At 30.8% G+C, this 25,639-nt stretch carries 22 protein-coding genes and 1 pseudogene; 22 read left to right on the top strand and 1 reads right to left on the bottom strand.

Annotation, left to right across the window (positions count from 1 at the left end; genetic code table 11):
* Position 1: 1 nt before the first annotated feature.
* The 10 genes from ACWI69_RS06010 to kduD all read left to right on the top strand — a co-directional run bounded on the left by ACWI69_RS06010 (position 2) and on the right by kduD (position 9,675).
* Positions 2-940 (top strand): thiamine pyrophosphate-dependent enzyme, encoded by a 939-nt coding sequence (locus ACWI69_RS06010; protein ID WP_448820944.1) that lies wholly within the window; start codon positions 2-4, stop codon positions 938-940.
* A 156-nt stretch (positions 941-1,096) separates the two neighbouring features.
* Complete coding sequence (locus tag ACWI69_RS06005) at positions 1,097-1,876, top strand: transporter substrate-binding domain-containing protein (protein WP_448820943.1); 780 nt, start codon at positions 1,097-1,099, stop codon at positions 1,874-1,876.
* A gap of 8 nt (positions 1,877-1,884) precedes the next feature.
* A complete protein-coding gene (locus ACWI69_RS06000; protein ID WP_448820942.1) occupies positions 1,885-2,676 on the top strand; it encodes an amino acid ABC transporter permease in 792 nt (263 codons plus the stop codon).
* The gene (locus ACWI69_RS05995) at positions 2,666-3,385 is read left to right on the top strand and encodes an amino acid ABC transporter ATP-binding protein (RefSeq protein WP_448820941.1); all 720 of its coding nucleotides are present in this window, start codon (positions 2,666-2,668) and stop codon (positions 3,383-3,385) included. Before ACWI69_RS06000 ends, ACWI69_RS05995 begins: the two co-directional genes overlap by 11 nt.
* Positions 3,386-4,129: a potassium channel family protein gene (locus ACWI69_RS05990; RefSeq protein ID WP_448820940.1), complete on the top strand. Its 744-nt coding sequence runs from the start codon at positions 3,386-3,388 to the stop codon at positions 4,127-4,129.
* 26 nt (positions 4,130-4,155) lie between these two features.
* Positions 4,156-6,465 carry a patatin-like phospholipase family protein gene (locus ACWI69_RS05985; protein ID WP_448820939.1) on the top strand — a complete coding sequence of 770 codons (2,310 nt, stop codon included), beginning with the start codon at positions 4,156-4,158 and terminating at the stop codon, positions 6,463-6,465.
* 82 nt (positions 6,466-6,547) lie between these two features.
* On the top strand, positions 6,548-7,174 hold the full coding sequence (locus ACWI69_RS05980; RefSeq protein WP_448820938.1) for a hypothetical protein: 627 nt from the start codon (positions 6,548-6,550) through the stop codon (positions 7,172-7,174).
* A gap of 197 nt (positions 7,175-7,371) precedes the next feature.
* Positions 7,372-8,040, top strand: coding sequence for a GntR family transcriptional regulator (locus tag ACWI69_RS05975; protein ID WP_448820937.1), 669 nt, complete (start codon positions 7,372-7,374; stop codon positions 8,038-8,040).
* 24 nt (positions 8,041-8,064) lie between these two features.
* Positions 8,065-8,901, top strand: coding sequence for a 5-dehydro-4-deoxy-D-glucuronate isomerase (gene kduI, locus ACWI69_RS05970; RefSeq protein ID WP_448820936.1), 837 nt, complete (start codon positions 8,065-8,067; stop codon positions 8,899-8,901).
* Positions 8,902-8,913: 12 nt separating this feature from the next.
* Positions 8,914-9,675: a 2-dehydro-3-deoxy-D-gluconate 5-dehydrogenase KduD gene (kduD, locus tag ACWI69_RS05965; RefSeq protein ID WP_448820935.1), complete on the top strand. Its 762-nt coding sequence runs from the start codon at positions 8,914-8,916 to the stop codon at positions 9,673-9,675.
* 45 nt (positions 9,676-9,720) lie between these two features.
* On the opposite strand, the gene ACWI69_RS05960 is transcribed toward kduD, so the two are convergent.
* On the bottom strand, positions 9,721-10,365 hold the full coding sequence (locus ACWI69_RS05960; protein ID WP_448820934.1) for a GntR family transcriptional regulator: 645 nt from the start codon (positions 10,363-10,365) through the stop codon (positions 9,721-9,723).
* A gap of 191 nt (positions 10,366-10,556) precedes the next feature.
* Here ACWI69_RS05960 and ACWI69_RS05955 point away from each other — a divergent pair, with 191 nt between their 5' ends.
* The 12 genes and pseudogenes from ACWI69_RS05955 to ACWI69_RS05900 form a co-directional block, all read left to right on the top strand.
* On the top strand, positions 10,557-11,993 hold the full coding sequence (locus ACWI69_RS05955) for a tagaturonate reductase (protein WP_448820933.1): 1,437 nt from the start codon (positions 10,557-10,559) through the stop codon (positions 11,991-11,993).
* Positions 11,993-13,483 carry a UxaA family hydrolase gene (locus ACWI69_RS05950; RefSeq protein WP_448820932.1) on the top strand — a complete coding sequence of 497 codons (1,491 nt, stop codon included), beginning with the start codon at positions 11,993-11,995 and terminating at the stop codon, positions 13,481-13,483. Before ACWI69_RS05955 ends, ACWI69_RS05950 begins: the two co-directional genes overlap by 1 nt.
* Positions 13,484-13,498: 15 nt before the next feature.
* The gene (locus ACWI69_RS05945) at positions 13,499-14,473 is read left to right on the top strand and encodes a TRAP transporter substrate-binding protein (RefSeq protein ID WP_448820931.1); all 975 of its coding nucleotides are present in this window, start codon (positions 13,499-13,501) and stop codon (positions 14,471-14,473) included.
* An 11-nt stretch (positions 14,474-14,484) separates the two neighbouring features.
* Positions 14,485-14,964 carry a TRAP transporter small permease gene (locus ACWI69_RS05940; RefSeq protein ID WP_448820930.1) on the top strand — a complete coding sequence of 160 codons (480 nt, stop codon included), beginning with the start codon at positions 14,485-14,487 and terminating at the stop codon, positions 14,962-14,964.
* Positions 14,964-16,270 (top strand): annotated as a pseudogene (locus tag ACWI69_RS05935) (TRAP transporter large permease). Before ACWI69_RS05940 ends, ACWI69_RS05935 begins: the two are co-directional and overlap by 1 nt.
* 23 nt (positions 16,271-16,293) lie before the next feature.
* On the top strand, positions 16,294-17,694 hold the full coding sequence (gene uxaC, locus ACWI69_RS05930; protein ID WP_448820929.1) for a glucuronate isomerase: 1,401 nt from the start codon (positions 16,294-16,296) through the stop codon (positions 17,692-17,694).
* 122 nt (positions 17,695-17,816) lie between these two features.
* Positions 17,817-20,648: a DEAD/DEAH box helicase gene (locus ACWI69_RS05925; RefSeq protein WP_448820928.1), complete on the top strand. Its 2,832-nt coding sequence runs from the start codon at positions 17,817-17,819 to the stop codon at positions 20,646-20,648.
* Between the two features lie 36 nt (positions 20,649-20,684).
* Positions 20,685-21,320, top strand: coding sequence for a (deoxy)nucleoside triphosphate pyrophosphohydrolase (locus ACWI69_RS05920; RefSeq protein WP_448820927.1), 636 nt, complete (start codon positions 20,685-20,687; stop codon positions 21,318-21,320).
* A 104-nt stretch (positions 21,321-21,424) separates the two neighbouring features.
* Positions 21,425-21,829, top strand: coding sequence for a type VII toxin-antitoxin system HepT family RNase toxin (gene hepT / locus ACWI69_RS05915; protein ID WP_448820926.1), 405 nt, complete (start codon positions 21,425-21,427; stop codon positions 21,827-21,829).
* 2 nt (positions 21,830-21,831) lie between these two features.
* Complete coding sequence (mntA, locus tag ACWI69_RS05910) at positions 21,832-22,245, top strand: type VII toxin-antitoxin system MntA family adenylyltransferase antitoxin (RefSeq protein ID WP_448820925.1); 414 nt, start codon at positions 21,832-21,834, stop codon at positions 22,243-22,245.
* A 109-nt stretch (positions 22,246-22,354) separates the two neighbouring features.
* Positions 22,355-24,016 carry an AAA family ATPase gene (locus tag ACWI69_RS05905; protein WP_448820924.1) on the top strand — a complete coding sequence of 554 codons (1,662 nt, stop codon included), beginning with the start codon at positions 22,355-22,357 and terminating at the stop codon, positions 24,014-24,016.
* Between the two features lie 237 nt (positions 24,017-24,253).
* On the top strand, positions 24,254-25,639 hold a 1,386-nt coding region (locus ACWI69_RS05900; RefSeq protein ID WP_448820923.1), incomplete at its 3' end, for an AAA family ATPase.

The raw sequence follows: 25,639 nt of genomic DNA, 5'->3' as shown, positions 1-25,639 counted from the left end.
GATGGCATATAATTTTAAAGAGGAAATGAATAAACCAGAAAGATTGACTGGAGGACATAGGCTTTGCGCTGGCTGTGGAGCAGGAGTTGCGGTAAGAGGAGTTTTAAGAGCTCTAAAAGTGGAGGATAGAGCAGTTATCGCAAATGCTACTGGATGTTTAGAAGTTTCAACATTTATGTATCCTTATACAGCTTGGAAAGATTCATTTATTCATAGTGCTTTTGAAAATGCAGGAGCAAGTTTAAGTGGAGTAGAGGGAGCATATAATGCCTTAAAAAGACGTGGAAAGATAGATGATACATATAAGTTTATAGCTTTCGGTGGAGATGGAGGAACTTATGATATAGGATTTCAGTCGCTATCTGGAGCAATGGAGAGAGGGCACGATATGGTATATGTGTGCTACGACAATGGAGCGTATATGAACACGGGAATACAAAGATCATCAGCGACACCTATGTTTGCAGATACAACAACATCACCAATAGGTAAGGATAGCAACGGAAAAGTTCAAAGCAGAAAGGATTTAACTGCTATTATTGCTGATCATAATATTCCATATGTTGCTCAGACAACATTTATAGGAAATTTAAAGGATTTACATGAAAAATCAGAAAAGGCTATCTATACAGAGGGAGCAGCATTTTTAAATATTTTAGCACCGTGTCCAAGAGGTTGGAGATATTCTACGGAAAAACTTATGGAGATGTGTAAATTAGCAGTTGAAACTTGCTATTGGCCATTGTTTGAAGTTATAAATGGAGAGTGGAAGTTATCTTATAGACCTAAAAATAAGCTTCCTATTACAGAGTTTATAAAAGATCAAGGTAGATTTGCACATCTATTTAAACCTGGGAATGAGCACTTAATAGAGGAGTTACAAAGAGAGGTAGATAAGAAATGGGAAACTCTTTTAAAAAGATGTGGAGAAGAGAGTTAAATTAGAAAAAATATGTAGTCCAGAATATAAGGAAACCCCCTCAAAAAATTTGAGGAGTTTTTTTTACTATTACAATATTATTTTAAGAGGAAAAAATTGATTTATTCGAAAAATAAAATAGGAATTATAGAAATATTTTTTAGATGGAGGATATTTATGAAAAAAATAATACTTTTTTTTACATTGATTTTAGGAAACTTAGTTTTTGCAAATGAAAAACCTTTAATTGTTGGGATGGAGTTAGCATATCCTCCATTTGAAATGTCAGATGAAAGTGGAAAGCCAACAGGGATAAGTGTCGATATGGCTTATGCACTTGGTGAGTACTTAGGAAGAGATGTTATTATAGAGGACATGGCTTATGGGGGATTAATACCAGCTTTAAAAACAAAAAAGGTAGATATAATAATATCGTCTATGTCGGTAACAGATGAAAGAAAAAAATCAGTGAATTTTTCAATACCGTATGCTAAAAGTTATTTGGCAATGCTAGTAAATAATAAATCTGGAATTACAACCGCTAAAGATTTGAATCAAAAAGGTAAGAGGGTTGCGGTGAAAAAAGGTACGAGTGGACATACTGTGGCAGAGAAGTATTTTCCAAACGCAGAAATAATGGTTTTTGATAAAGAGAGCGCTTGTATACTAGAGGTTTCACAGGGTAAAGTTGACGCTTTTATATACGATCCATTGACGATTTATAGAAATTGGACAAGAAATTCAGAAACTACAACGCCATTGTTAGCTCAGTTTGAAACAGAATCACAACCTTGGGCAATAGCTTATAGAAAGGGCGAGGAGAAATTGGGGGCTCAAATTGATGAATTTATAGTTGAATATAAAGAAAAAGGGGGATTTAACAACTTAGCTGATAAATATTTAGGTAAGGAGAGAGCTTTCTTTCAAGAAAAAAATGTACCTTTCTTTTTTGATTAGGAGATAAAATGAGCATACTAAAAACTTTATTTTTTAAACCGAAAACTGAAAGTGAAACTACAGCTGTGAAATGGGTAAATATAGTTTTGGTAACTGTAATAGTTTTGCAAGTTTTTCACTTTGCTTTTAGCAGACTGGATTATCCATATAACTGGGCAGAAATAATTGAAAAATATAGATACAAGTTCATATTTGGTTTTACAATGACTCTATTAATATCAATATTTTCTTTAATAGCGAGTTTGATAATTGGTGGACTTTTAGTTTTAGGACAGAGAGGAAGTTTTTTGCCGACCTATTATTTTGCTAAAGGATTCACTGAAGTTATTCGTGGAACTCCGCTGATAGTTCAAATATATCTATTTTATTATGTGATAGGAACTGCGTTTGGAATAGAAAATCGTTATATAATGGGAGTCTTGATAATGGGAATTTTTTCGGGAGCTTACGTTTCGGAAATTATTCGTGCTGGAATTGAAAGTGTAAATAAAATTCAAATTGAAACTGCAAAATCCTTAGCTTTTACAAGAGTTCAAACATATAGGTATATAATACTGCCACAGGTTATAAAAAGAGTTATGCCACCGCTTGCAGGACAATTTGCCAGCCTAATTAAAGATTCTTCACTATTGTCAATAATAGCAGTGAATGAGTTTACAAAAAATGTTCAAGAAGTTGACTCTCTAACTTTTTCACCAATAGAAAACTACTGTATTTTAGCGGTGGGATATCTAATAATGACATATCCAATTTCACATCTTTCTAAGTATTTAGAGAGGAGATTTAGCTATGGAAATTAAAATTGAAAATTTATATAAAAGTTTTGGAGAACAAGTTGTGTTAAATAAATTAAATTTAGCTATAAAAAATATAAATTCTCTTGTTATAATAGGACCATCTGGCGGAGGAAAATCGACACTCTTAAAAATTTTAGCTGGGTTGGAAGTGAGTGATAGTGGTGAAATTGAGATAAATGGGGAGAGAATTCCAAAAGAGGAAAAAGAACTCCATGAATACAGGAAAGGTATAGGAGTAGTGTTTCAAGCATTTAATCTATTTCCACATTTAACAGCTTTGAAAAATATAACTTTACCTTTGGAAAAAGTCCATAAAATGTCTATTAAAGATGCAAATAAAAGAGCGGAGATACTGCTTAAAAGATTTGAGCTTTATGAGCATAAAGAGAAATATCCACATCAATTATCGGGAGGACAACAGCAACGAGTAGCAATAGTAAGAGCAATGGCATTAAAACCAAGATTTCTACTTTTAGATGAGCCAACTTCAGCTCTAGATCCAGCGTTAACAAAAGAGATTCTAGAAGTTATTAAAGAACTGCGGAAAGAAAAAAAAGATATGATCTTAGTGACTCATGAGATGGGATTTGCTAGGGGAGTAGCTGACTACATAATATTTGTAAGCGGAGGAAAAATAGTCGAAATGGGACCGCCGGGAACAGTATTTGAAAATCCAAAAACTGTAGAACTATGTAAGTTCCTAGGAGGGTAGATGAAATTATACAAAAAAGAACAGATACACAATTTTTTAAAAAGCGCTACTTTATCTGGAGTGGTAGCAGTTTTAATATCAATAGTGGCACATGTATTGGTGGATAAAAATAAATTGAGGATAGATTTTTTGGAAATAGGACTGAGTGCAGTAAAAATATTTTTTAGTATACTGCCGATAGTATTTTTAAAACAAAAAAATTTTTTATTTAGAGATGGACCGTTAAAAGCTACAGCTTTAATTTTTTATTACTTAATACTGGTACCGATTGTAAACTATTCTTTGAATATAAATGAGGATGAGAGCAGTTTAAAATATTTTTTTTATTTTTTATCTTTCATAAATATACTTCTTTTAATAGCTTGTCATATAATAATATTGAAGTATGTTTTTGCAGATTTCCTAAGGCGGAGGAGAAAAGTGGTTCCAAAAGATGTAGTTGTCGTAATAACCACTTATATAACTATTGCTATAAGTTTTGGACTACTATATACTATACTTAGTTTATTTAGTTCAAAGCAGGTTTTTAATGGTATAACTCAAGATTTACCACAGATTGAGTTTTATTTTAAACATATCTATTTTAGCTTTATAACGATAACAACAGTAGGATATGGAGATGTGTATCCGCTGACGATGCTAGCACAATTCTTGGTTGTTATAGAGATAATAACTGGAATTTTACTTACTAATGTAATATTGGGACTTATAATTGGATCAGGAATACTATCATCAAAAGATTAAAATAATATGGGAGGATTAAAAACTAGATGGGAAATCTAAAAAAAATAATGTTGTTTTTAGCAATTTCTTTGTCTATTTTTGCAGTTGAAGGTCCAGAAAATAGAGTCAATACAACAGCGGAGAAGATAAAAGAAATTGATAAACAGATACAGGAGTTGGAATTAAAGAGAAAAAATTTGGAGACTTTAAGGCAAACTTTCATAAAAAACCAGAATGTGGCAAGACCTAAAATAGGGTTGGTACTGAGTGGCGGTGGAGCTAAGGGTGCTGCACATATTGGTGTTTTAAAAACATTGGAAAAATATCAAATACCAATAGATTATATAGTTGGAACCAGTGCAGGAAGTATAATAGCTGCTATGTACTCTGTTGGGTATACACCAGATGAGATTGAAAAAATAGTGACAGATTTACAGTTTTATGATTTGTTTAGAAACTCTTCAAATAGAGATTTGGAGGGAATCGTTCAAAAGACGCAATCAAATAAATATCCTCTGTACGTTTCATTGACAAAAGAGTACAATCTTTCATTGCCAATGGGAGTATTAAATGGGGAGTATATATACTTGGAATTAAAAAAGATTTTTGCTAGAGCGGAGAATATAAATGAATTTAAAGATTTCCCAATACCTTTTAGAGCCATGACAACAAACTTACAAACTGGTGAATCAGTGGAACTAAATAGTGGGGATTTAGCTTTAGCAACCTTGAAAAGTATGGCTATTCCAACATTTCTGGATCCTATAAGAGAGGATGATAACTACTATGTGGACGGAGGTGTTGCAGATAATTTTCCAGTTTTACAAGCTATAGATATGGGGGCGGATATAGTTATAGGGGTGGATATAGCTGCGGAACCAATTGTTATAACCGACAACTCAAATATAATTCAAATACTGGATAAATTATCGACATATAATGGTGATAAAAATACTGAGATTCAAACACACTATCCAGATATTTTAATTACTCCTGATGTAAAAAAACATAGCACTTTAGATTTTGATAATCTATTAAAATTGGTAAAAGAGGGGGAGATTGCAACAGAAAAATTGGATTATGCTCTCACTAAATTGACTGATAAAGAGAGATATGCTGAGATAAACTTAAAAAAAGAGAGGATGAAAAGTAGAAAATTTGATATAAAAAATATAAATATTCATGGAAATGACCTATTGACAATGAAAGAGGTAGAAAAGCTAAGACCAGAAAAAGGTGAAATGACTGTAAGTGATTTAAACTTATGGACAGAGAAAATATTTGCTAAAAACTTTGTAGACAGAGTTTTCTATACAGTTGATGGTGATACAGTCAACTTTACTGTGAGAGAAAAATTGGATACAAAATTAAAGGTTGGAATGTCCTATGTTTCAAACTATGGTGCTGGATTGGAGGCTGTGGCAGAGATACCAGTATTTAATAAATTTAATCTTTCTCAAAAAAATTATACCCTGAAAGCTGAGTTTTCGAGATACCCTAAAATATCGTTGACAGATATGACTCAGTATAATATTTGGGATTATAAGTTATTGGTTTCAGCAGAATTGGGATACGGTTTAAATCCTATATTTTTATATAAAGGTGGAGACAATGTTTCAACCTATGAGAATAATACCTTCGAAACTAACTTATCGATAGGGACAACTATACTTAATAATATAATTGCGGGATATACACTGAGCTATAAAAATATGCAAACAAACTATTCCTCTGGAGAAAAAATTAAAAATTTTTCCTATTTTAAAAAGGATGGGTCATACTTTACAAACACATTTAGTTTTTACTATGATACAATGAATCAGTCAGAATATGCGACAAAAGGAGGGCAAGGTCTATTACAAGTGTTCTCTGAAACAAACGCAAAAGAGGGGAACTCTTTTGAAGGATATTCAATGATGGTGATGAAATATATTCAACTGAGTAGCAAATGGTCCTTAAATACTGGAATAAACGGAGGACAGATGTATAATGCTAGGAATACACCTCTCTCTGAACTTTTCAATTTAGGGGGATTAAAAAGTGACCCAATGAGAAGAAACTATACTTTTGTAGGTTTGCCGATATCGTCAGTGTACACAGATAACTTTTTCATGGGAAGTTTGGGACTTCAATATACGGTTGCACAAAATTTGTATTTAAGTTTTAACTACAATGTGGGAACATACAACTATTATTCAGGTTTTGAAAGTGAAAAAGAGATTTGGGATATGAAAAAGCAAGGGTATGGAGTTGGAATTGGTTGGGATACATTCTTAGGACCGATGGACTTTTCAATTTCAAACAATGTTTTAAACAATGAAATGTTATTTCAAGTACATGTAGGATATGTATTTTAATTTGTAAAAAAGAAATAAAGGAAGAGTAAAGAGGTTATAGTAAAGTTATTTTAAAGAAGATAAGTTCAAGGAGGCTTTTATTATGTTAAAAAAATTAACCTATCTATTTCCATTAACTTTGCTATTATTTCAAGGATGTACTTCCTTAATGGATGGACATTTAGTGGCTGTGGATTCATATGCTCCAAAATCAGTTACAGCAGGAACATATTATCTTTCATCAAAGAGTGCAGTAGCTGGATTACAAAAACAGAGCTTTGAAAATTCATTACAGAATATGTTAGCAGCAAAAGGTTATACAAGAACTTTTGTTAATAAAGGAGCTAGTTATAATATAGTGTATGATTATAGTGTGGCAGGACCATTTACAGCGGAGGAGAGTTTTTCGGCTCCTGTGAACGAATGGTGGGGAGTGGAGCAGACGTATGCTGGAGTTCACAATGGAATGTTTGAAGAAGCGTGGTATAGTGATAATACTCAGTATGTGAACTATTTTGTCAAAGCTCTAAGTTTGTCGGCTTATGAAGATACTGTTCCTCTATGGAGAGTAAAAAGTCATGTACAAGCGGAAACTCCCGATTTGAATCAAGATTATCCATATTTAATATCTGGAATATCTGATTATATAGATCGAAGTTCTGGAAAAGTTGTATATATAAATGTTGTTAAAAACTCTAAAACTGGGAGATATACAGCAACTAAATGGTAATGTAAAAAGAGAGTGATTGAAGAGTTTTAAATAATTTAAAATAGAGAAAATCTGATAAAGATTTTCTCTATTTTTGTGTACTCGCTAATAAGATGCAATATAGAAATAAAGAATTGACAAAACAGAAACAAAAACGTATACTAAATTAAATATAGTATACAATTTTAAAAATAGTATACGGATGTGAGGAGTTAAAAATGTCAGTAAGAAATAGTACAGAAAATATCTATGAAGATTTAAAAGAAAAAATAATGAATTTAGAATATAAACCGGGACAAATAATTACGGAACAAGAGATAGGTAAAACGTACGGAGTTTCAAGAACTCCGAGTAGAGACATACTAAGAAAATTAAATTCGATAGGGTTGGTTGAAAGTGAGCCGTTTAAATCGAGCTATGTGAGTCTATTAGATATGGATATTATAAGGCAAAGTATCTACATGAGAGTTGTCTTGGAAAAACAAATTATAAAAGACGCTATAGTGATGATGAACGATAAGTTTATTGCAGAGATGGAGTATAACTTAAAACTGCAAGAGCTTCTTTTAAAAAGAGAGTTTGAAACAAAGGAGTTTTACGATTTAGATTGCCAGCTCCATAAACTTTGGTATGAACTAACTAAAAATATATTTATCTGGGAACAGTTAGAGAAAGCTCAAATACATTATAAAAGATTTAAGATGTTAGATATACTTGAGGTAAAGAATTTTAAAGCTATATACGAGGATCATAAAAAATTGGTGGACACTATAAAGGAAAAGAATGTGGCGCAAGTTGAAAAAATAATTACGGAACACCTATATAGTGGAATAAAAAGATTACAAAACTTAATACAAGGGGAGTTTGAAAATTATTTTAAAAAATAAAAATAAGAGAGGGAGTGTAAAAAAATGAGATTAGATATAAGGTATGCAAATCATCCAGAAGATTCAAAACATTATACAACAGAGGAGTTAAGAAAACACTATTTAATGGAGACAGTTTTCATTGCTGATGAGGTTAATTTAGTTTATTCTCACGTGGATAGAGTTATAGCTGGAGGAATTATGCCAGTTGACATGGATGTAAAGCTAGAGGGGTGTAAGGAGCTTGGATCTGAATTCTTTTTAGAAAGAAGAGAACTTGGGATAATAAACGTTGGTGGAGCAGGAAAGGTAGTAATTGATGGAGTAGAACATAATATGGAAGCCAAAGATGGGCTGTATGTGGGTGTAGGAAATAGAGAGTTAACATTTATATCAAACTCTAAGGATAAACCGGCTAAATTCTATATAAACTCGTCACCGGCACACGTTAGCTATCCAACTGTAAAGATAGATAGAACAACAGCTAATAAAGTTCAATTGGGAGATTTGGAAAACTCAAATAAGAGAACTATATTCCAATATGTTCATCCAGCAGTTTGTAAATCATGTCAACTTGTGATGGGAATGACAGAATTAGATCCAAATAATATGTGGAACACTATGCCAACACATACACATGAAAGAAGAATGGAAGTTTATTTCTATTTCGATATGGATGAGAATTCAAGAGTGTTCCATTTGATGGGACAGCCTCAAGAAACTCGTCATATTGTAATGGCTAATGAGCAAGCGGTGATATCACCATCTTGGTCAATTCATGCTGGAGTAGGAACTAAGAACTATACGTTTATTTGGGGAATGGCTGGAGAGAATCAAACGTTTACTGATATGGATCATGTTTCAATGGACGAGTTAAGATAGGAGGGGAAAAAGATGTTAAATATGTTTAATTTAGAGGGAAAAGTTGCGATGGTGACTGGGGGAAATGTAGGGATAGGAAATGCACTAGCAATGGGACTTGCAAAAGCGGGGGCAGACCTATTTATATTCACATATAATGATGATAATATGGAGAATATGGTAAAAGAAGTTGAAGCATTAGGAAGAAAAATTGCCTACGCAACTGGAGATTTGTCGAAAGAGTGTGTAGCTATGGAAGCAGTTAGTAAGTGTGTAGAGGCTTTTGGAAGATTAGATATCCTAGTGAATAACGCTGGAACAATAAAAAGATCGCCAATTTTAGAAGGAGCAAATAGCGATTGGCAGCAAGTTATTGATTTAAACTTATCATCAATTTATTATTTAAGTAAAACTGCAGCAATAGAGATGAAAAAACAAGGTGGCGGAAAGATAATAAACATAGCTTCAATGTTGTCATTCCAAGGTGGAAAATTTGTTCCATCATATACAGCAAGTAAGCATGGAGTGGCAGGACTTACAAAAGCATTTGCAAATGAGTTAGCAGTAGATAATATTCAAGTGAACGCAATAGCACCAGGGTATATAGAAACAGCAAATACAGCTCCAATTAGAGCTGACGAAAAGAGAAATGCTGAGATATTGGGAAGAATACCAGCGGGAAGATGGGGGCAAACATCAGATCTTGTGGGAGGCGTTATATTTTTAGCTTCAAAAGCATCTGATTATATAAATGGACATATATTGGCTATAGATGGTGGATGGTTAGTTAGATAACTAAATTAAAATAAAAAAGAGATTTGAATTATCAAATCTCTTTTTTTACTGCTCAATCAAGCTATAGAAAAAGCCCTCTTTAGCTTTTAAATTGTGTTTTTTTAATTCCTCTATTGCATTATGAAGATTATCATCTAAGATAGCGTCAATAATATCTATGTGCTCTTTAGTGGCATCAAATCTTCTGATTGGTGGTTGAGAGCTTATATTTCTTATCCTCATATTATGTTCGTAAACATTTTCCATCATTTTAATAATAAAATTGTTGTTACAATTTTTTAAAATTAATAGATGGAGCTCGTTATCTAAAGTATCTAACTCCTTTTTTTCTTCGAGTGTCAAAGAGATTTTATTTGAAAAATTTTTAAATTTTTCTTTTAAACTTATCAAATTTTCTCTATCGATTTTATGGAAAGCCATTTCAAGGATAATTGGCTCTAGATTACTTCTAACTTGAAAAATATCATTGATTTCCTTAAGTGAAATATTATTAACAAACATACCCTTTCTTGGGACTATATTAATCCATCCCTCCTGCTCAAGTCGATTGATAGCTTCTCTGACAGGAGTCCGACTGACATTAAGTGATTTTGATAAGAAATCTTCATCAATTCTTTCATTTGCTTCTAATTTACCAGAAATAATTAACTCCTTTAACTCATCATAAGCTTTGTCTTTTAAACTCTTCATATATAACTCCTCATTTTTTATATCAATAGTATATAATATTTTTTTTAAAAAACCAACACAAAATAAGAAATCGTTCTTAAAGAGAACGTAAAATATAGTTATTGATTAAATTTATCTAAAAAGCTTGATTTTTATTTCTAATTATAATATATTTATAATATAATACTGATATATCAGAAAAAGGAGAAAAGATGTTAACTAGAGAAGAGTTAAATTTACCAAAATATGAAGAGAAAGTAATTCAATTTGGAGAGGGAAATTTTTTAAGATGTTTCTTTGATTGGCAATTAGACATAATAAATAAAAATACAGATTTAAACGCTGGAGTAGCGGTAGTAAGACCAATTGATTTTGATGCAGTTCCATTATTAGATACTCAAGATGGATTATATACAGCAATAATTAGGGGAATAGATGAAAGAGGAGAGGTTGTTAAAGATTATACTGTAATCTCATCTATAAATAGAGAGATACCTATCTATAAAAACTTCCAAGAATATTTACAATTAGCTCATAATCCAGAGATGAGATTTATTGTATCTAATACAACGGAAGCTGGAATAGCTTTTAGTGCAGAGGATAGATATGAGGACACTCCTCAAAGTACATTCCCAGGAAAGTTAACAAGACTGATGCATGAAAGATTTGTAGTTTTTAATGGAGATATGACTAAAGGATTTATTTTAATGCCATGTGAACTAATTGATTATAATGGTGAAGAGTTAAGAAAGATGGTTTTAAAATATGCTGAACTTTGGAACTTAGGAGAGGACTTTAAAAATTGGTTAATAAATGGAAACATTTGGTGCTCAACATTGGTTGATAGAATTGTGACAGGGTACCCAAGAGGAGAAAAAGAGGAGTTAACAAAAGAGTTGGGTTATGAGGATGGCTTTATAACAACTGGGGAGTACTTTTACCTATTTGTAATTCAAGGACCAAAAGACATATTGACGAGGGAGTTAAAGTTAGAAGGCTTAAATCTAAATATCTTAATAGTTGACGATTTAAAACCGTATAAAATGAGAAAAGTAGGAATATTAAATGGAGCACATACGGCTATGGTTCCAGTTTCATATCTATATGGAATAGATACAGTTAGAGAAGCTATGGAAAATGATGATATTAGAAACTTTATTGAGTTAGCAATAGATGAGGAGATTATTCCAGCTTTAGATATGGATGAAAAGGAGTTAAAAGAGTTTAAAGAGGCTGTGATTAACAGATTTAAAAACCCGTATGTAAAGCATATGTTAATGGATATTTCATTAAATTCAATGGCTAAATATAAATCTAGAATACTTCCACAAGTTTTAGAGACATACAAAAGAACAGGAAAGTTACCAAAAAGACTTCTATTCTCTTTAGCAGCTTTAATAAGATTCTACAAAGGGGTTAGAGAAAATGGAGATACTATTCAGTTAAGAGATGATAGACATCATTTAGATATGTATGAAGATTTATGGCAAGAGAATAACTACGAAAATATAGTTAAATATGTATTGGGATTAAAAAGTCACTGGGATATAGATCTAAATTCAGTTGATGGAATGGCTGAGTTAGTGACAAAATATTTAGAGAATATAGATAAAAATGGAGTGGAAAGAGCTTTAGAAGAGGTTAAGTAATGAAAGAGTTTATAAAGATAAACACAAGTGATAATGTAGTTATCGCTTTAAAAAATTATAAAAAAGGTGAAACTATAACTTTAGATGGAGATAGTTTAATATTGTTAGAGGACGTTTCTAAAGGGCATAAAATTGCCCTTGGAAATATAGAAAAAGATGAGGATATAATAAAATATGGAATGCCTATCGGTCATGCAGTAACACCTGTAAAAAAGGGTGAATGGATACATACTCATAATATGAAAACAAATTTAAAAGATTTAAGTGACTATATTTATAATCCAAAGTTTCAAGATAGAGTTTTAGACTTAGAAAAAAGAAGTGTAGAGGTTTATAAAAGAAAAAATGGAGATGTAGGAATAAGAAATGAATTATGGATTGTTCCAACAGTTGGATGTGTAAATGGAATTGCTCAACTGATAAAAGATGAGTTTTTAAATGAGATTGGAGATATTCAAATAGACAATATCAATGTTTTAACTCATAACTATGGATGCTCACAACTTGGAGAGGACCACATAAATACAAGAGTGATACTACAAAATACAGTTAAACATCCAAATGCTGGAGGAGTGCTTGTTTTAGGACTAGGGTGTGAAAATAATCAAATTGGTGAATTTGAAAAGACTTTAGGAGAGTACGATAAAGATAGAGTTAAGTTTTTAGTAACTCAAGATATTGAAGATGAGGTTGAAGCTGGAAAAAATATACTTTTAAAGTTATATGAGAAGATGCTTCAGGATAAAAGAGAAAGTGCTAGTTTAAGTGAGATAAACTTTGGATTAGAGTGTGGTGGGTCGGATGGACTTTCTGGAATAACTGCAAATCCAATGTTAGGAGAGTTTTCAGATTATATTGTTGCTCAAGGTGGAACAACAGTTTTAACTGAGGTTCCAGAGATGTTTGGAGCGGAGACTCTTCTTATGAAAAGATGTAAAAATGAAGAGGTCTTTAAAAAGTGTGTATCACTAATAAATGATTTCAAAGAGTATTTTATAAAGAATGACCAAGAGATATATGAAAATCCGTCTCCAGGAAACAAGGCTGGCGGAATCACAACTTTAGAGGATAAATCTTTAGGATGTACTCAAAAGTCTGGAGTTTCACAAGTTATGGATGTATTAAAGTATGGAGAAGTTTTAAAAGAGAAAGGCTTAAATCTTTTGAGTGCTCCTGGGAATGATTCTGTTGCGACTACCGCTCTTGCGGCAGCGAAGTGTCATATGGTTTTATTTACAACTGGAAGAGGAAATCCATATGGAGGATATGTTCCAACTGTAAAGATCTCTACGAATAGTGAATTGTATAATAAAAAAAGAAGATGGATAGATTTTGATGCAGGAAGATTAGTATCAGAAGATATTACAATGGATGAGCTATTAGAAGAATTTATAGAGTATATAATTGAAGTAATAAATGGAAAAAAAGTAAACAATGAATTAAATAGATTCCAAGAGATTGCGATTTTTAAATCTGGAGTTACGTTATAATCAACAGGGGGCACAATGAAAAGAATTATCGGTTTTCTGGCTTTAATTTTCGTTTTTTTAATGGGATGTGGTAGGAGTGAGGAAACAACAAAGAAAATAAAATTGGCACACGCATTGACAGAAAGTCATCCGGTACATTTGGCAATGACTAAGTTTGCAGAGGAAGTAAATAAAAAAACAGATGGAAAGATCGAGGTTTTGATATTTCCAAATGGACAGCTAGGTGGAGAAAGAGAGATTACTGAGCTGATGCAAGCAGGAGCAATTGACGTTATAAAAACTAATGCAGGTCCATTAGAGAGTTTTGCAAAGGAGTATTCAGTTTTACCATTACCATATCTGTTTAAAGATATGGAACACAATTTGAGAGTGTTAAAGTCACCAATCGGTGAGGAAATTCTAGCGGCAACAGAGGATAGAGGATTCATAGGATTAACATTTTATAACTCAGGAACAAGAAATTTCTATACAAAGAAATCTCTTAGAAATACGGATGATTTAAAAGGGATGAAGATTAGAGTACAAACAAGTAAAACTATGGTGAGAATGACTAATCTTTTAGGAGGAAGTCCAACACCACTGAGTTTTGGAGAGATATATACAGCCTTACAACAAGGCGTAGTTGATGGAGCAGAAAATAATTTAATCTCCTATGCTGAATCAAAGCATTATGAAGCGGCTCCATATTTTACCTTTGATGAGCATTCAATATCACCGGATGTGTTGATTATGAATACAAAAACTTGGAACAAATTATCAAGTGATGAGAAAGCCATAATAAAAACAGCGGCTTTAAATTCTTTTGACTATCAAAATGAGATATGGTCTGAAACAGAGGACAAGTTAATGGAAACCTTAAAAGATAAGGGTGTAGAGTTTTTTCAAGTGGATAAAACAGAGTTTGTGGAAAAGGTTCAGCCCCTTTATGATGAAGTTACAAAAGACCCACTGATTAAAGATTATATTGAAAGAATAAGAAATTTTGAATAGCAGGAGAAAATATGGATAGATTAAGAGAATATGTAAATAGAGTTATATTTATAGTGAGTTCACTACTTTTAACAGTTATGGTAGCAACTGTAGCTTGGCAAGTGATATCGAGGTATGTTTTTAATTCGCCAAGTATTTTTACAGATGAACTTGCTAGATTTTTATTGATGTGGATAGGAATGCTTGGAACGACTTATGCTTTTGGTTGTAAAGCACATCTTTCAATGGATTATCTACACACTTTCTTAAGAGCTGAAACAGTGAAAATTATAAAAGTAACACTTCCAATATTAAGTATTGTATTTATGGGATTTGTTATGGTTTGGGGTGGGACACTATTAACTTTAAATACAATGAAGCAACTATCACCAGTGCTATATATTCCAATGGGAGTTGTGTACTCGATACTTCCAATAACTGGAGTTATAAATATATTTTATTTTATGACTTACATAACTGATGAGTTGGCACTGAAGGAGAGTGATAGATAGTGGGAGTTAACATAGGAATAGTGGCAATTGCACTATTTGCAAGTTTCTTTGTATTTTTAATTTTAGGGCTTCAAGTATCAGTGGGGATAGGGTTAGCATCATTTATAGCAATACTTTTATCTCTACCACTTGATATGACAATAATAGCATCAGCTCAAAAGATGATAACTGGATTAGACAATTTTGCATTATTGGCAATACCATTTTTTATACTTTCAGGAAATATAATGAATAATGGTGGTATAGCAATAAAATTAGTTAATTTTGCTAAATTAATTGGGGGAAGATTACCAGGGTCGTTAGCTCAGGTAAATATTTTAGGAAATATGTTATTCGGAGCTATATCTGGTTCAGCAGTTGCAGCAGAAGCTGCTATTGGAGGAACAATATATCCACTGCAGAAAAAAGAAGGATATGATCCAAAATACTGTGCAGCAGTGAATATAACATCTTGTCCAACAGGGCTACTTATTCCACCTAGTAATGTGCTTATAGTATTTGCGTTAGTTAGTGGTGGAACTTCCATTGGAGCCTTATTTATAGCTGGATATTTACCAGGAATAGTTATGGGATTAGGAATTATGATTTTAGCATATATATTTGCTAAAAAAATAACTACCCTGTGGAACCAAAGCCAGAGATGTCTTTTGTTATAAAAACTACTTTGGATGCACTACCAAGTTTATTTTTGATAATAGTTGTTATTGGAGGAATCATAAAAGGGGTTTTTACGGCTACTGAAGGGTCAGGAATTGCAGTAATATATACATTAGTTTTATCCTTAATCTACAGAAATTTAAACATACAAGTATTAAAAAAGATTTTAGATGAGACAATTAAGATGACAGGAATTATCATGTTTTTGATGGCAGCTTCAAGTATTATGTCTTGGGCTTTGGCATATTCTCAAATTCCCCAATATATAACAAGTATATTGCTTGGAATCTCAGACAATAAATATATCATCTTGCTTATTATAAATATATTATTACTAGTCGTTGGAACATTTATGGATATGACACCGGCTGTGCTTATATTTACACCAATATTCCTACCTGTTGTAACATCTTTAGGGATGCATCCGGTTCATTTTGGAATTTTAATGGTCTATAATCTATGTATAGGACTTTGTACTCCACCTGTTGGAAATGCACTGTTTTTAGGTTGTGCCATTGCAGATTTGAAAATAGAGGATATAATAAAAACGATTTTACCGTACTTTATTGTAATGTTAATAGGACTATTGTTAGTAACTTATATACCAGCAATAAGTTTATTTTTACCTGAAGTATTTGGACTGATATAAAACTAAAAATGGAGGAGTTAAAGATGAAAAAGTTCATGTGTGAAGATTTTCTATTAAATAGTGATATAGCAAAAATACTGTATCATGAGTATGCAAAAGATATGCCAATTTATGATTACCACTGTCATTTGAATCCAAAAGAGATATATGAGAATAAAAAATATAGATCTATAACCGAGATTTGGTTAGGTGGAGACCACTATAAATGGAGAGCAATGAGAAGCAATGGAGTTTCTGAAGACTATATTACTGGAGACAAAGAGGATAAAGAGAAGTTTATGAAATGGGCTGAAACAATGGATGAGTGTTACGGAAATCCACTTTTTCACTGGACTCACTTAGAGTTAAAAAAATTCTTTGGAATAGATACAATTCTTTCTAAAGAAACAGCTGAAAAGATTTGGGAAAAAACAAATGAGATGTTACAAAAAGATGAGTTTACAGCTAGAGAGTTAATAAAAAGAGCCAATGTAAAAGCACTTTGTACAACTGATGATCCATTAGATTCACTGGAGTACCATATAGCTTTAAAAAAGGATAATGATTTTGAAGTTGTTGTAAACCCAGCATTTAGACCAGATAAAGGGTTTAATATTGAAAAAGATGATTTTTTACCTTGGTTAGAGAAATTAGAAAGGTTACATGGAAAAGAGATTGATTCATTAGCTGAGTATAAATTAGCTTTAAGAGAAAGAATAGAGTTTTTCCACGAAGTAGGATGTAGAATATCAGATCACGCTTTAGATCCTGTTGTTTTTGTAATGGGAAGTGAGGATGAAGTGAACGCTATACTTAAGAAAAGAGTATCTGGTGAAACTTTAACTTCAGAAGAGGCTAAGATGTTTAAGACAAACATTATGACGTTCTTAGGAAGAGAGTATAATAAAAGAGGTTGGGTAATGCAACTTCACATGGGAACTATTAGAAATAACTCAACTAGAATGTTTAAAAAGTTAGGTCCAGATACTGGATTTGATTGTATTGCAGACGATATTTTTGTACATTCACTATCAAAGTTTTTAGATACTTTAGATGATACAAATGAGTTACCAAAAACAATATTATATAATTTGAATCCTAGAGAAAACGAGACTTTAGGAACATTAATAGGATGTTTCCAAGGAGGGGGAATTCCAGGAAAGATTCAATTAGGATCTGGATGGTGGTTCCTAGATCAAAAGGATGGAATGATAAAGCAGATGACGGCTTTAGCTAATTTAGGATTACTTTCAAGATTTGTTGGAATGCTAACAGATTCTAGAAGTTTCCTATCTTACACAAGACATGAGTATTTCAGAAGAATACTTTGTAACCTACTTGGGGAGTGGGTAGAAAATGGAGAGATTCCAAATGATGTAGATAAATTGGGGAAAATGGTTCAAAATATATGTTATAACAATATTGAGAACTATATAGAGAAATAATAGATAAAGGATGGAGAAACTGAAACTAGTTTCTCCATTTTTGTAATCTCAATTAATCTTACATTAGAAATATGGTATACTTTATAGTATAAAGTTAAAATATAAGTTTTAATGGGGGATATATGAAATATGAATTTATAAGTAATACTAACTTAGAAAATAATGGAAATTTATATAGATATATAGAAAATGGATTTAAAAAAGCTAAAAGTTTCTGTTTCTCTGTGGCGTTTATTAACTTTGCAGGAGTACAAATAATTTTAGATATTTTGAAAAAAAGTGAAAAACATAATATAAAAGGTAAAATTTTAACAACAAACTATCTTCATTTTACAGAACTGAAATCTATAGAGTTTTTAAAAAGATTTAAAAATATAGAGGTTAAATTTTTTGATAGTGATAAGATGGAAGGATTTCATACTAAAGGATATATCTTTGAGTATGATGATTGCTATAAAGCTATAATAGGTTCTTCTAACCTGACTAAAAGTGGACTTAAAAGTAATATTGAATGGAATACAGCAGTTACTACAGAAAAAAATAGTGACTTTATAAAAGGGGTTTTAAATGAGTTTAATTACCTTTGGGAAAAGGGTGTTGAAAATGTAAATCCATATATAGTTTCATATGTAAGAAAAGAGGAGATAGTTGTAAGAAAAAAAGTTAGAGATGAATATTTTTTAGTGGCAGAGGATCATGATTTTGGAATTTATAAAGAATCAGATATAAAACCAAATTATATGCAAGAGATAGCTTTAAAAAACTTAGAAACAACTAGAATGTATGGAGAGACAAGAGCTCTTTGCATTGCAGCTACAGGAACAGGGAAAACATACTTAGGTGCTTTTGATGTAAAGGCATTCAAAGCTAATAAGTTGCTATTTATAGTTCATAATGAAGAAATTTTAAAATCTGCTATGGAAACTTTTAAAAATATTTTACCTGAAAAAGCTATGGGATTTTTTACAGGAAATAAAAAAAATATAGATAGAGATTATATTTTTGCTACTATACAAAGTTTAAATAATAGATACCAAGAGTTTAATGAGGATGAGTTTGATTATATAATAGTTGATGAAGCTCATCATATAACTGCTAAAAGTTATGAGAAGGTTATAAATTATTTTAAACCTAAGTTTTTACTAGGATTAACAGCTACACCTGAAAGATGTGATGGTGGAAATATATATGAGATTTTTCACATGAATGTCCCTGTGGAGATTCGTTTACAGGAGGCTCTAGATAGAGAGCTTGTGACACCATTTCATTATTATGGAGTAAAGGATATATCAGATGTAAATTTAGAAGGAATAGATTTAAACGATATTGCTGCAGTGACTAAAGCCTTAAATTTGGAAAAAAGAGTGGACTTTATTATAGAAAAGATGAAATTTTATGGATATAGCGGAGAGAGAAGAAAAACTATAGGGTTTTGTGTCTCTGTTGAACACTGTGAATATATGGCTAAAGAGTTTCTAAAAAAAGGGATAAAAGCAGCAATTATAACAGGAAATCATGGAAAAGATTTAAGAGAGGATATAATAAAAAAATTCAAAGAGACAGAGGATTTAGAAGTTATATTTACAGTTAATATTTTTAACGAAGGAATAGATATTCCGTGTATAAATAGTATTTTAATGTTAAGACCAACAGCTTCACCAATTATATTTACACAGCAGTTGGGAAGGGGATTAAGACACTATGAAAACAAGGAGTTTTTAACAGTTATAGATTTTATAGGAAACCATTCTAGAGTTTTTTTAATTGCATTGGCACTGATGGGAAGAAAAGGTTATGATAAAGAGAGTATAAAAATAGCTGTAAAAAGGGATTTTTATAACTTATCTAAATCTATTCATGTAAAGATGGAAGAGATTTGTAAGCAAGAGATATTGAAACAACTAGATAATGAAAACTTTAATAGTTTAAAGTACTTGAAAGCTGAGTATGATGAGTTTAAAGATTGCTTAAAGGGAAGAGTTCCAAGACCACTAGATTTTATTGAATATGAAGATGCTCCAAATTTTTATAAATATGTAAGACTTCAAAAATCATATTTAGATTTTTTAGATAAAGTAAAGGATAATCTATTTGCATTAAACGAAAAAGAGAAAGTAGTTATTCGTGAGATAGAGAGATTTTTACCTATAAAAAGAGTGTATGAATTTGCAATAATTCGTGAGTTAATAGCAAAGAATCAAGGATTATCAAAAAGTAAGGTTTTAGGAGTAGTTGGAAAATATATTGAGATATCTGATGTTAACCATACTTTTGGTACTATAGACCATGCTATGGGATATTTGAATGGAGATTATTATGATTCGCAAGATTTGAAAAGATGTGGAAATCTTTTTCAAGTTTCTGATGGAACTATAAAGAAAACAGAGTTGTTAAATGAGGTTTTAAAAAATAAAGATATAAAAGATTATATTTTAGAAGTTTTAGATTATGGACTTTTAAAATATAAAGAAAGTTTTGGAACAAAGGATTATGGTTTTCCATTTTTAAAGTTATATGAAAACTATTTTATGAAGGATGTTGCACTACTGTGTAACTACGATAAAAAACATAGTGCTTTTAGAGGGAGTGGACTTTTAAAAAAAGATAAGGATTATTTTGTATTTATAGATTTACATAAAGATGAAAATATAAAAGAAAGTATTAAGTATAAAGATAAAATATTAGATAGATATCATTTTCAATGGGAAACTCCAAATGCAACAAGAGTAGATAGTGAAATAGGGGAGAGAATAGTTAAAAATAGAGAGAAAGATATAAAGATACATCTTTTTGTAAGAAAATATAAAAAGATTGATGGTGTAGTTCAACCATATATCTATATAGGAAAAGGGGATTGTGTAAATTATAGAGGAAGTAAACCTATAACTACAACTTTAAAGTTAGAAAATCCACTATCTAAAGATATATATATATTGAGCTCACTGAAAGAGTAAAAAAAACGCTACAAGTAGCAGAAGTAGGAGAAATTAATGAAAAAAACTATTGAAGTAGTAGGAGCTATTTTAGAAAATCTAAAAGGTGATATATTTTGTGCTATGAGACCAAAGGATAAAACCTTCCCAGGAATGTGGGAATTTCCAGGGGGTAAGATTGAAGAGGGAGAGGAACCTAAAAAAGCTTTGGAAAGAGAGATCAGAGAAGAATTAAATATAGACATAAGAGTGGATAAACTTTTTGATGAAGTTCAAAAAGAGTATGAAGAGTTTGTTATAAAATTATCTACCTATAACTGTACAGTTTTAGATTTTTCAGAGTTTAAGTTAGTTGAACATCAAGAGTTTAGATGGATGAAAAAAGAGTTGTTGATGACTTTAAATTGGGTTCCAACAGATATTTCAACTGTGGAGAAGCTAATGTTTTCAGACAGGAATGTAAAAATTAAAAATAGAGTTATTTATAAAGAAATAAAAGGAATATTAGGAACAACAGAGATTGAAATTGAAATTTGTCTGAGAAATATCTTACTTAATATAATTTCGGGTGGAGAGTGGTACCAAAAATCACTTAGGACACAGCTAGAATTACGAGAAGAATTAGAAAGATTTTATATAGATAAAATTGTAATAGATGAGTTAATATCAAAAGTTAAGGAAGAAAAAAATTAAATATTTAAAGATATATATTGAACTTACTGAAAGAGTAGAGAAAACACTTCAAGTAGCAGAAGCGAGAGAGGAAAAAAAGAGAGTTAGTCTAAGGAGGAGCTAAGTTGAAAGATGATGTAGTTATTAATAAAATTGAAACTATAAAAAGATGTATAAAGAGAATAGAAGAGGAATACGCAAATACACCAAGTAATTTAGAAAATTATACGAAACAAGATTCTATAATTTTAAATTTACAAAGGATGTGTGAAACAACATTAGATTTAGGGCTTCATTATATAAAAATAAAGAAATTAGAAATTCCTCAAACAAGCAAACAGATATTTGAGGTTTTAGAAAAAAATGGAGTTATTGATAAAAAGACATCAGTAAATATGCAAGGAATGGTAGGATTTAGAAATATAGCTGTCCACGATTATCAAAGCTTAAATATAGAAATATTACAGAAAATAATAGAAAAACATTTAGGAGATTCTTTGATTATTGCTAAAAAAATATTGGAGGATTAATTATGGATGAAATTATTTTGAAGAGCATAATTGAATGCTTAAAGGACTTTGAATGTAAAGTGATATATATATTTGGTTCATATTCTACAGGTGAAGTTAATGAAGAGAGTGATATTGATATAGCTTTTTTATCAGATAAAAAAATAGAAAAATATGATATTTTTATAAAAGCTCAAGAGATATCGAGTAAAGTTAATAGAGAAATAGATTTAATAGATTTGAAAGATTCAACAACAGTTTTTCAAAATCAAGTTGTTAGAAATGGAGTAGTTATTTTAGATAGAGAACCAATTGAAAGAGAAAAATTTGAAATTGTAGTTTTAAAAAAGTATATGGAGTTAAATGAATTAAGAAAAGAACTTTTAGATGACTATTCAGAAAATTTAGAAGAATTTATTAGAAGTAGAAGAAATTAGTGAAAAAATTTATTAAAAATAAAGCTGGCTCAGATAAGTAGAGTTTTATTCTATTATTCTTACCAGCTTTTTGTTATAATATAAGAGAATATAAAGTGAGGTGAGTGTCATGGATAAAAAAAGATTACCAATAGGTATAAGTGATTTCAAAGAGATGATAGAAGATAATTATTATTATGTGGATAAAACAAATTTTATAGCTGAGATATTGGAAAAAAGAGCTAAAGCAACACTGATAACAAGACCTAGACGTTTTGGTAAGACTTTAAATATGACAACACTAAAATACTTTTTAGATATAAAGAATGTGGAGGAAAACAAAAAACTTTTTCAAGGTTTAGATATAGAAGAATCAAAATATATGTGTGAACAAGGGAAGTACCCAGTAATCTATTTAACTATGAAAGATTGTGGTGGAGACAATTATTCAGAGTTTTTAAAGAACTTTAAAAGTTTAGTTAGTAATCTATTTGTAGAACACAAAGATATAAGAGAATATTTAGATATAAGAGATCTTGAACAGTTTGATAAAATCTGGTTAGAGAAAGACGATGGGAAATATAGTGAAGCCCTAAAGTTTTTATCACAAATTATTTTTGAGCATTATAAAATGAGACCAGTAATATTGATAGATGAATATGATGCACCAATGATAAAAGCTAATGAATATGGATACTATGAAGATATAAAAGAGTTGATTGGTGGATTTTATGGAAGTGCACTAAAAGATGGAATAGCGGCTTTTTCAGTAATAACAGGAATATTACGCATAGCAAAAGAGTCAATATTTTCGACATTAAATAATTTAGAGGTCAGCACAATATTGGATAAAGATTACAGCTATTTTGGCATGGAGGAATGGGAAGTAGGAAATATACTAAAATATTATAATCTAGAAACAACTTTAGAAGACACAAAAATATGGTATAATGGTTATTTATTTGGAAGTAAAAGAATGTATAATCCGTGGAGTATACTCAGTCATTGTCGTTTAGGAGAGTTAAAAGAGTTTTGGGTAAACACGAGTGCGAATAAACTTATAATGAAGATATTGGAAGAGAGCGATGACAAAATAAAAGATATTTTTTACAAGTTACTAAAAGATGAAAAAGTATCGACAATACTAAATGATTATATGATATTTGGAGAAAATTATAGCGATAGTACGGTGCTGTATTTGATGTTTTCTGCTGGATATCTAACTATAGATGGACTATCAGAGGATTGGGATGATGAATACTATATAAAAATACCAAACTATGAAGTGAAGAAGTATTTTAAGAATACATTTATAGATATAATTGGAAACAATAGTAAAAGTAGTTTTGCAGATTTGGAGAAGGCACTAGTCAGAGGAAAGGTTAGTGGAATAGACTCAATAGAGGAAGAGATTCAAAATATGTTTTTAACAAGTGTAAGTTACCATGATGGAGATAAGCAGGAGAAGTTTTATCATAATTTAGTACTTGGAATGTTAATAGGATTGGATAGATACTTCCATGTATATTCAAATAGAGAAGAGGGACTGGGACGATATGATCTAGCACTAGAGCCTAAGGATAAAAATAGATTTGGATATATATTTGAGTTTAAGGTAGCTAAAAGTACTGAAGAAAAAGATATGAATGAAGCGGGAATTGAGGCGTTGCGTCAGATAGATAAAAAAATGTATGAGCGTGGAATGAGAGAAAGAGGGATATCTAAAATAGTGAAATTAGGTTTGGTATTCAGCGGGAAAAAACTAAAGTTTTACGAGAGAGTTGTGGAGTAATATCTGCAATCCTTTTAAATACGCTTGTTGAAAAGAACTTCATTAAGCAAGTTGGAAAAGGGAGAGGTAATAAATATATATTAAAAAATAAGTGACCACTTTTTTTAATAAATGTTCACTTAAATATTAAAATAAATTTATTAAAAATAAAGCTGGCTCAGATAAGTAGAGTTTTATTCTATTATTCTTATAAGCTTTTTGTTATAATATAAGAGAATATAAAGTGAGGTGAGTGTCATGGATAAAAAAAGATTACCAATAGGTATAAGTGATTTTAAGAAAATGATTGAGGATAACTATTATTATGTGGATAAAACAAGCTTTATAGCTGAAGTACTTGAAAAGAAAGCAGAAGCAACACTGATAACAAGACCTAGACGTTTTGGTAAGACTTTAAATATGACAACACTAAAATACTTTTTAGATATAAAGAATGCAGAGGAAAACAGGAAGCTTTTTCAAGATTTAGATATAGAAAAATCAAAATATATGTGTGAACAAGGGAAGTACCCAGTAATCTATTTAACTATGAAAGATTGCGGTGGGGAGAGTTACCTAGAGTTTTTAAAAAAATTTAAAAGTTTATTGAGTAAACTTTTTGATGATTATGAATATATTATGGAAAAATTAAATACTCGAGAGTTAAAAGAGTTTAATAAAATTTGGTTAGAGGAAGAAGATGGAAACTACGGTGAATCTTTAAAATTTTTAGCAGAAATAGTCTACAAATATACAGGATTAAAGCCAGTTGTATTAATAGATGAATATGATGCACCAATGATAAAAGCTAATGAATATGGATACTATGAAGACATAAAAGAGTTGATTGGTGGATTTTATGGGAGTGCGCTAAAAGATGGAGTTGCAGCTTTTTCAGTAATAACAGGAATACTACGTATAGCAAAAGAATCAATATTTTCGACATTAAATAATTTGAAAGTGAGTACAATTTTAAGTGAAGACTACATACAGTTTGGTATGGAAGAGTGGGAAGTGGATGGGATACTGAATTACTATGATCTAGAGACAGCTTTAGAAGATGCAAAAATGTGGTATAATGGTTATTTATTTGGAAAAGTAAAGGTATACAACCCGTGGAGTATATTAAATTATTGTGACACAAAAAAACTAGAAAGTTATTGGGTAAACACAAGTGCGAATAAGCTTATAATGAAGATATTGGAAGAAAGTGATGACAAGATAAAAGATATTTTTTACAAGTTATTAAAGGATGAAAAAGTATCGACAATACTAAATGATTATATGATATTTGGAGAAAATTATAGCGATAGTACGGTGCTGTATTTGATGTTTTCTGCTGGATATCTAACTATAGATGGACTATCAGAGGATTGGGATGATGAATACTATATAAAAATACCAAACTATGAAGTGAAGAAGTATTTTAAAAATACATTTATAGATATAATTGGAAATAATAGTAAAAGTAGTTTTGCAGATTTGGAGAAAGCGTTAGTTAGAGGAAAAGTTAGTGGAATAGATTCAATAGAGGAAGAGATTCAAAATATGTTTTTAACAAGTGTAAGTTACCATGATGGAGATAAGCAGGAGAAGTTTTATCATAATTTAGTACTTGGAATGTTAATAGGATTGGATAGATAC

The sequence above is a fragment of the Cetobacterium sp. genome (assembly GCF_977044495.1).
The sequence above is the reverse complement of the archived record's forward strand: the minus strand, read 5'-3'. Positions and strand labels throughout refer to the sequence as shown.

What these genes read in the sequence shown, in the direction of transcription:
- ACWI69_RS06010 (WP_448820944.1), top strand. Translation starts at nt 2, where the DNA reads ATGGCATATAATTTTAAAGAGGAAATGAATAAACCAGAAAGATTGACT.
- ACWI69_RS05950 (WP_448820932.1), top strand. Translation starts at nt 11,993, where the DNA reads ATGAAAGAGTTTATAAAGATAAACACAAGTGATAATGTAGTTATCGCT.
- ACWI69_RS06005 (WP_448820943.1), top strand. Translation starts at nt 1,097, where the DNA reads ATGAAAAAAATAATACTTTTTTTTACATTGATTTTAGGAAACTTAGTT.
- kduI (WP_448820936.1), top strand. Translation starts at nt 8,065, where the DNA reads ATGAGATTAGATATAAGGTATGCAAATCATCCAGAAGATTCAAAACAT.
- mntA (WP_448820925.1), top strand. Translation starts at nt 21,832, where the DNA reads ATGGATGAAATTATTTTGAAGAGCATAATTGAATGCTTAAAGGACTTT.
- ACWI69_RS05940 (WP_448820930.1), top strand. Translation starts at nt 14,485, where the DNA reads ATGGATAGATTAAGAGAATATGTAAATAGAGTTATATTTATAGTGAGT.
- ACWI69_RS05975 (WP_448820937.1), top strand. Translation starts at nt 7,372, where the DNA reads ATGTCAGTAAGAAATAGTACAGAAAATATCTATGAAGATTTAAAAGAA.
- ACWI69_RS06000 (WP_448820942.1), top strand. Translation starts at nt 1,885, where the DNA reads ATGAGCATACTAAAAACTTTATTTTTTAAACCGAAAACTGAAAGTGAA.
- kduD (WP_448820935.1), top strand. Translation starts at nt 8,914, where the DNA reads ATGTTAAATATGTTTAATTTAGAGGGAAAAGTTGCGATGGTGACTGGG.
- ACWI69_RS05920 (WP_448820927.1), top strand. Translation starts at nt 20,685, where the DNA reads ATGAAAAAAACTATTGAAGTAGTAGGAGCTATTTTAGAAAATCTAAAA.
- ACWI69_RS05995 (WP_448820941.1), top strand. Translation starts at nt 2,666, where the DNA reads ATGGAAATTAAAATTGAAAATTTATATAAAAGTTTTGGAGAACAAGTT.
- ACWI69_RS05905 (WP_448820924.1), top strand. Translation starts at nt 22,355, where the DNA reads ATGGATAAAAAAAGATTACCAATAGGTATAAGTGATTTCAAAGAGATG.
- ACWI69_RS05985 (WP_448820939.1), top strand. Translation starts at nt 4,156, where the DNA reads ATGGGAAATCTAAAAAAAATAATGTTGTTTTTAGCAATTTCTTTGTCT.
- ACWI69_RS05960 (WP_448820934.1), bottom strand. Translation starts at nt 10,365, where the DNA reads ATGAAGAGTTTAAAAGACAAAGCTTATGATGAGTTAAAGGAGTTAATT.
- uxaC (WP_448820929.1), top strand. Translation starts at nt 16,294, where the DNA reads ATGAAAAAGTTCATGTGTGAAGATTTTCTATTAAATAGTGATATAGCA.
- ACWI69_RS05945 (WP_448820931.1), top strand. Translation starts at nt 13,499, where the DNA reads ATGAAAAGAATTATCGGTTTTCTGGCTTTAATTTTCGTTTTTTTAATG.
- ACWI69_RS05980 (WP_448820938.1), top strand. Translation starts at nt 6,548, where the DNA reads ATGTTAAAAAAATTAACCTATCTATTTCCATTAACTTTGCTATTATTT.
- ACWI69_RS05990 (WP_448820940.1), top strand. Translation starts at nt 3,386, where the DNA reads ATGAAATTATACAAAAAAGAACAGATACACAATTTTTTAAAAAGCGCT.
- ACWI69_RS05925 (WP_448820928.1), top strand. Translation starts at nt 17,817, where the DNA reads ATGAAATATGAATTTATAAGTAATACTAACTTAGAAAATAATGGAAAT.
- ACWI69_RS05955 (WP_448820933.1), top strand. Translation starts at nt 10,557, where the DNA reads ATGTTAACTAGAGAAGAGTTAAATTTACCAAAATATGAAGAGAAAGTA.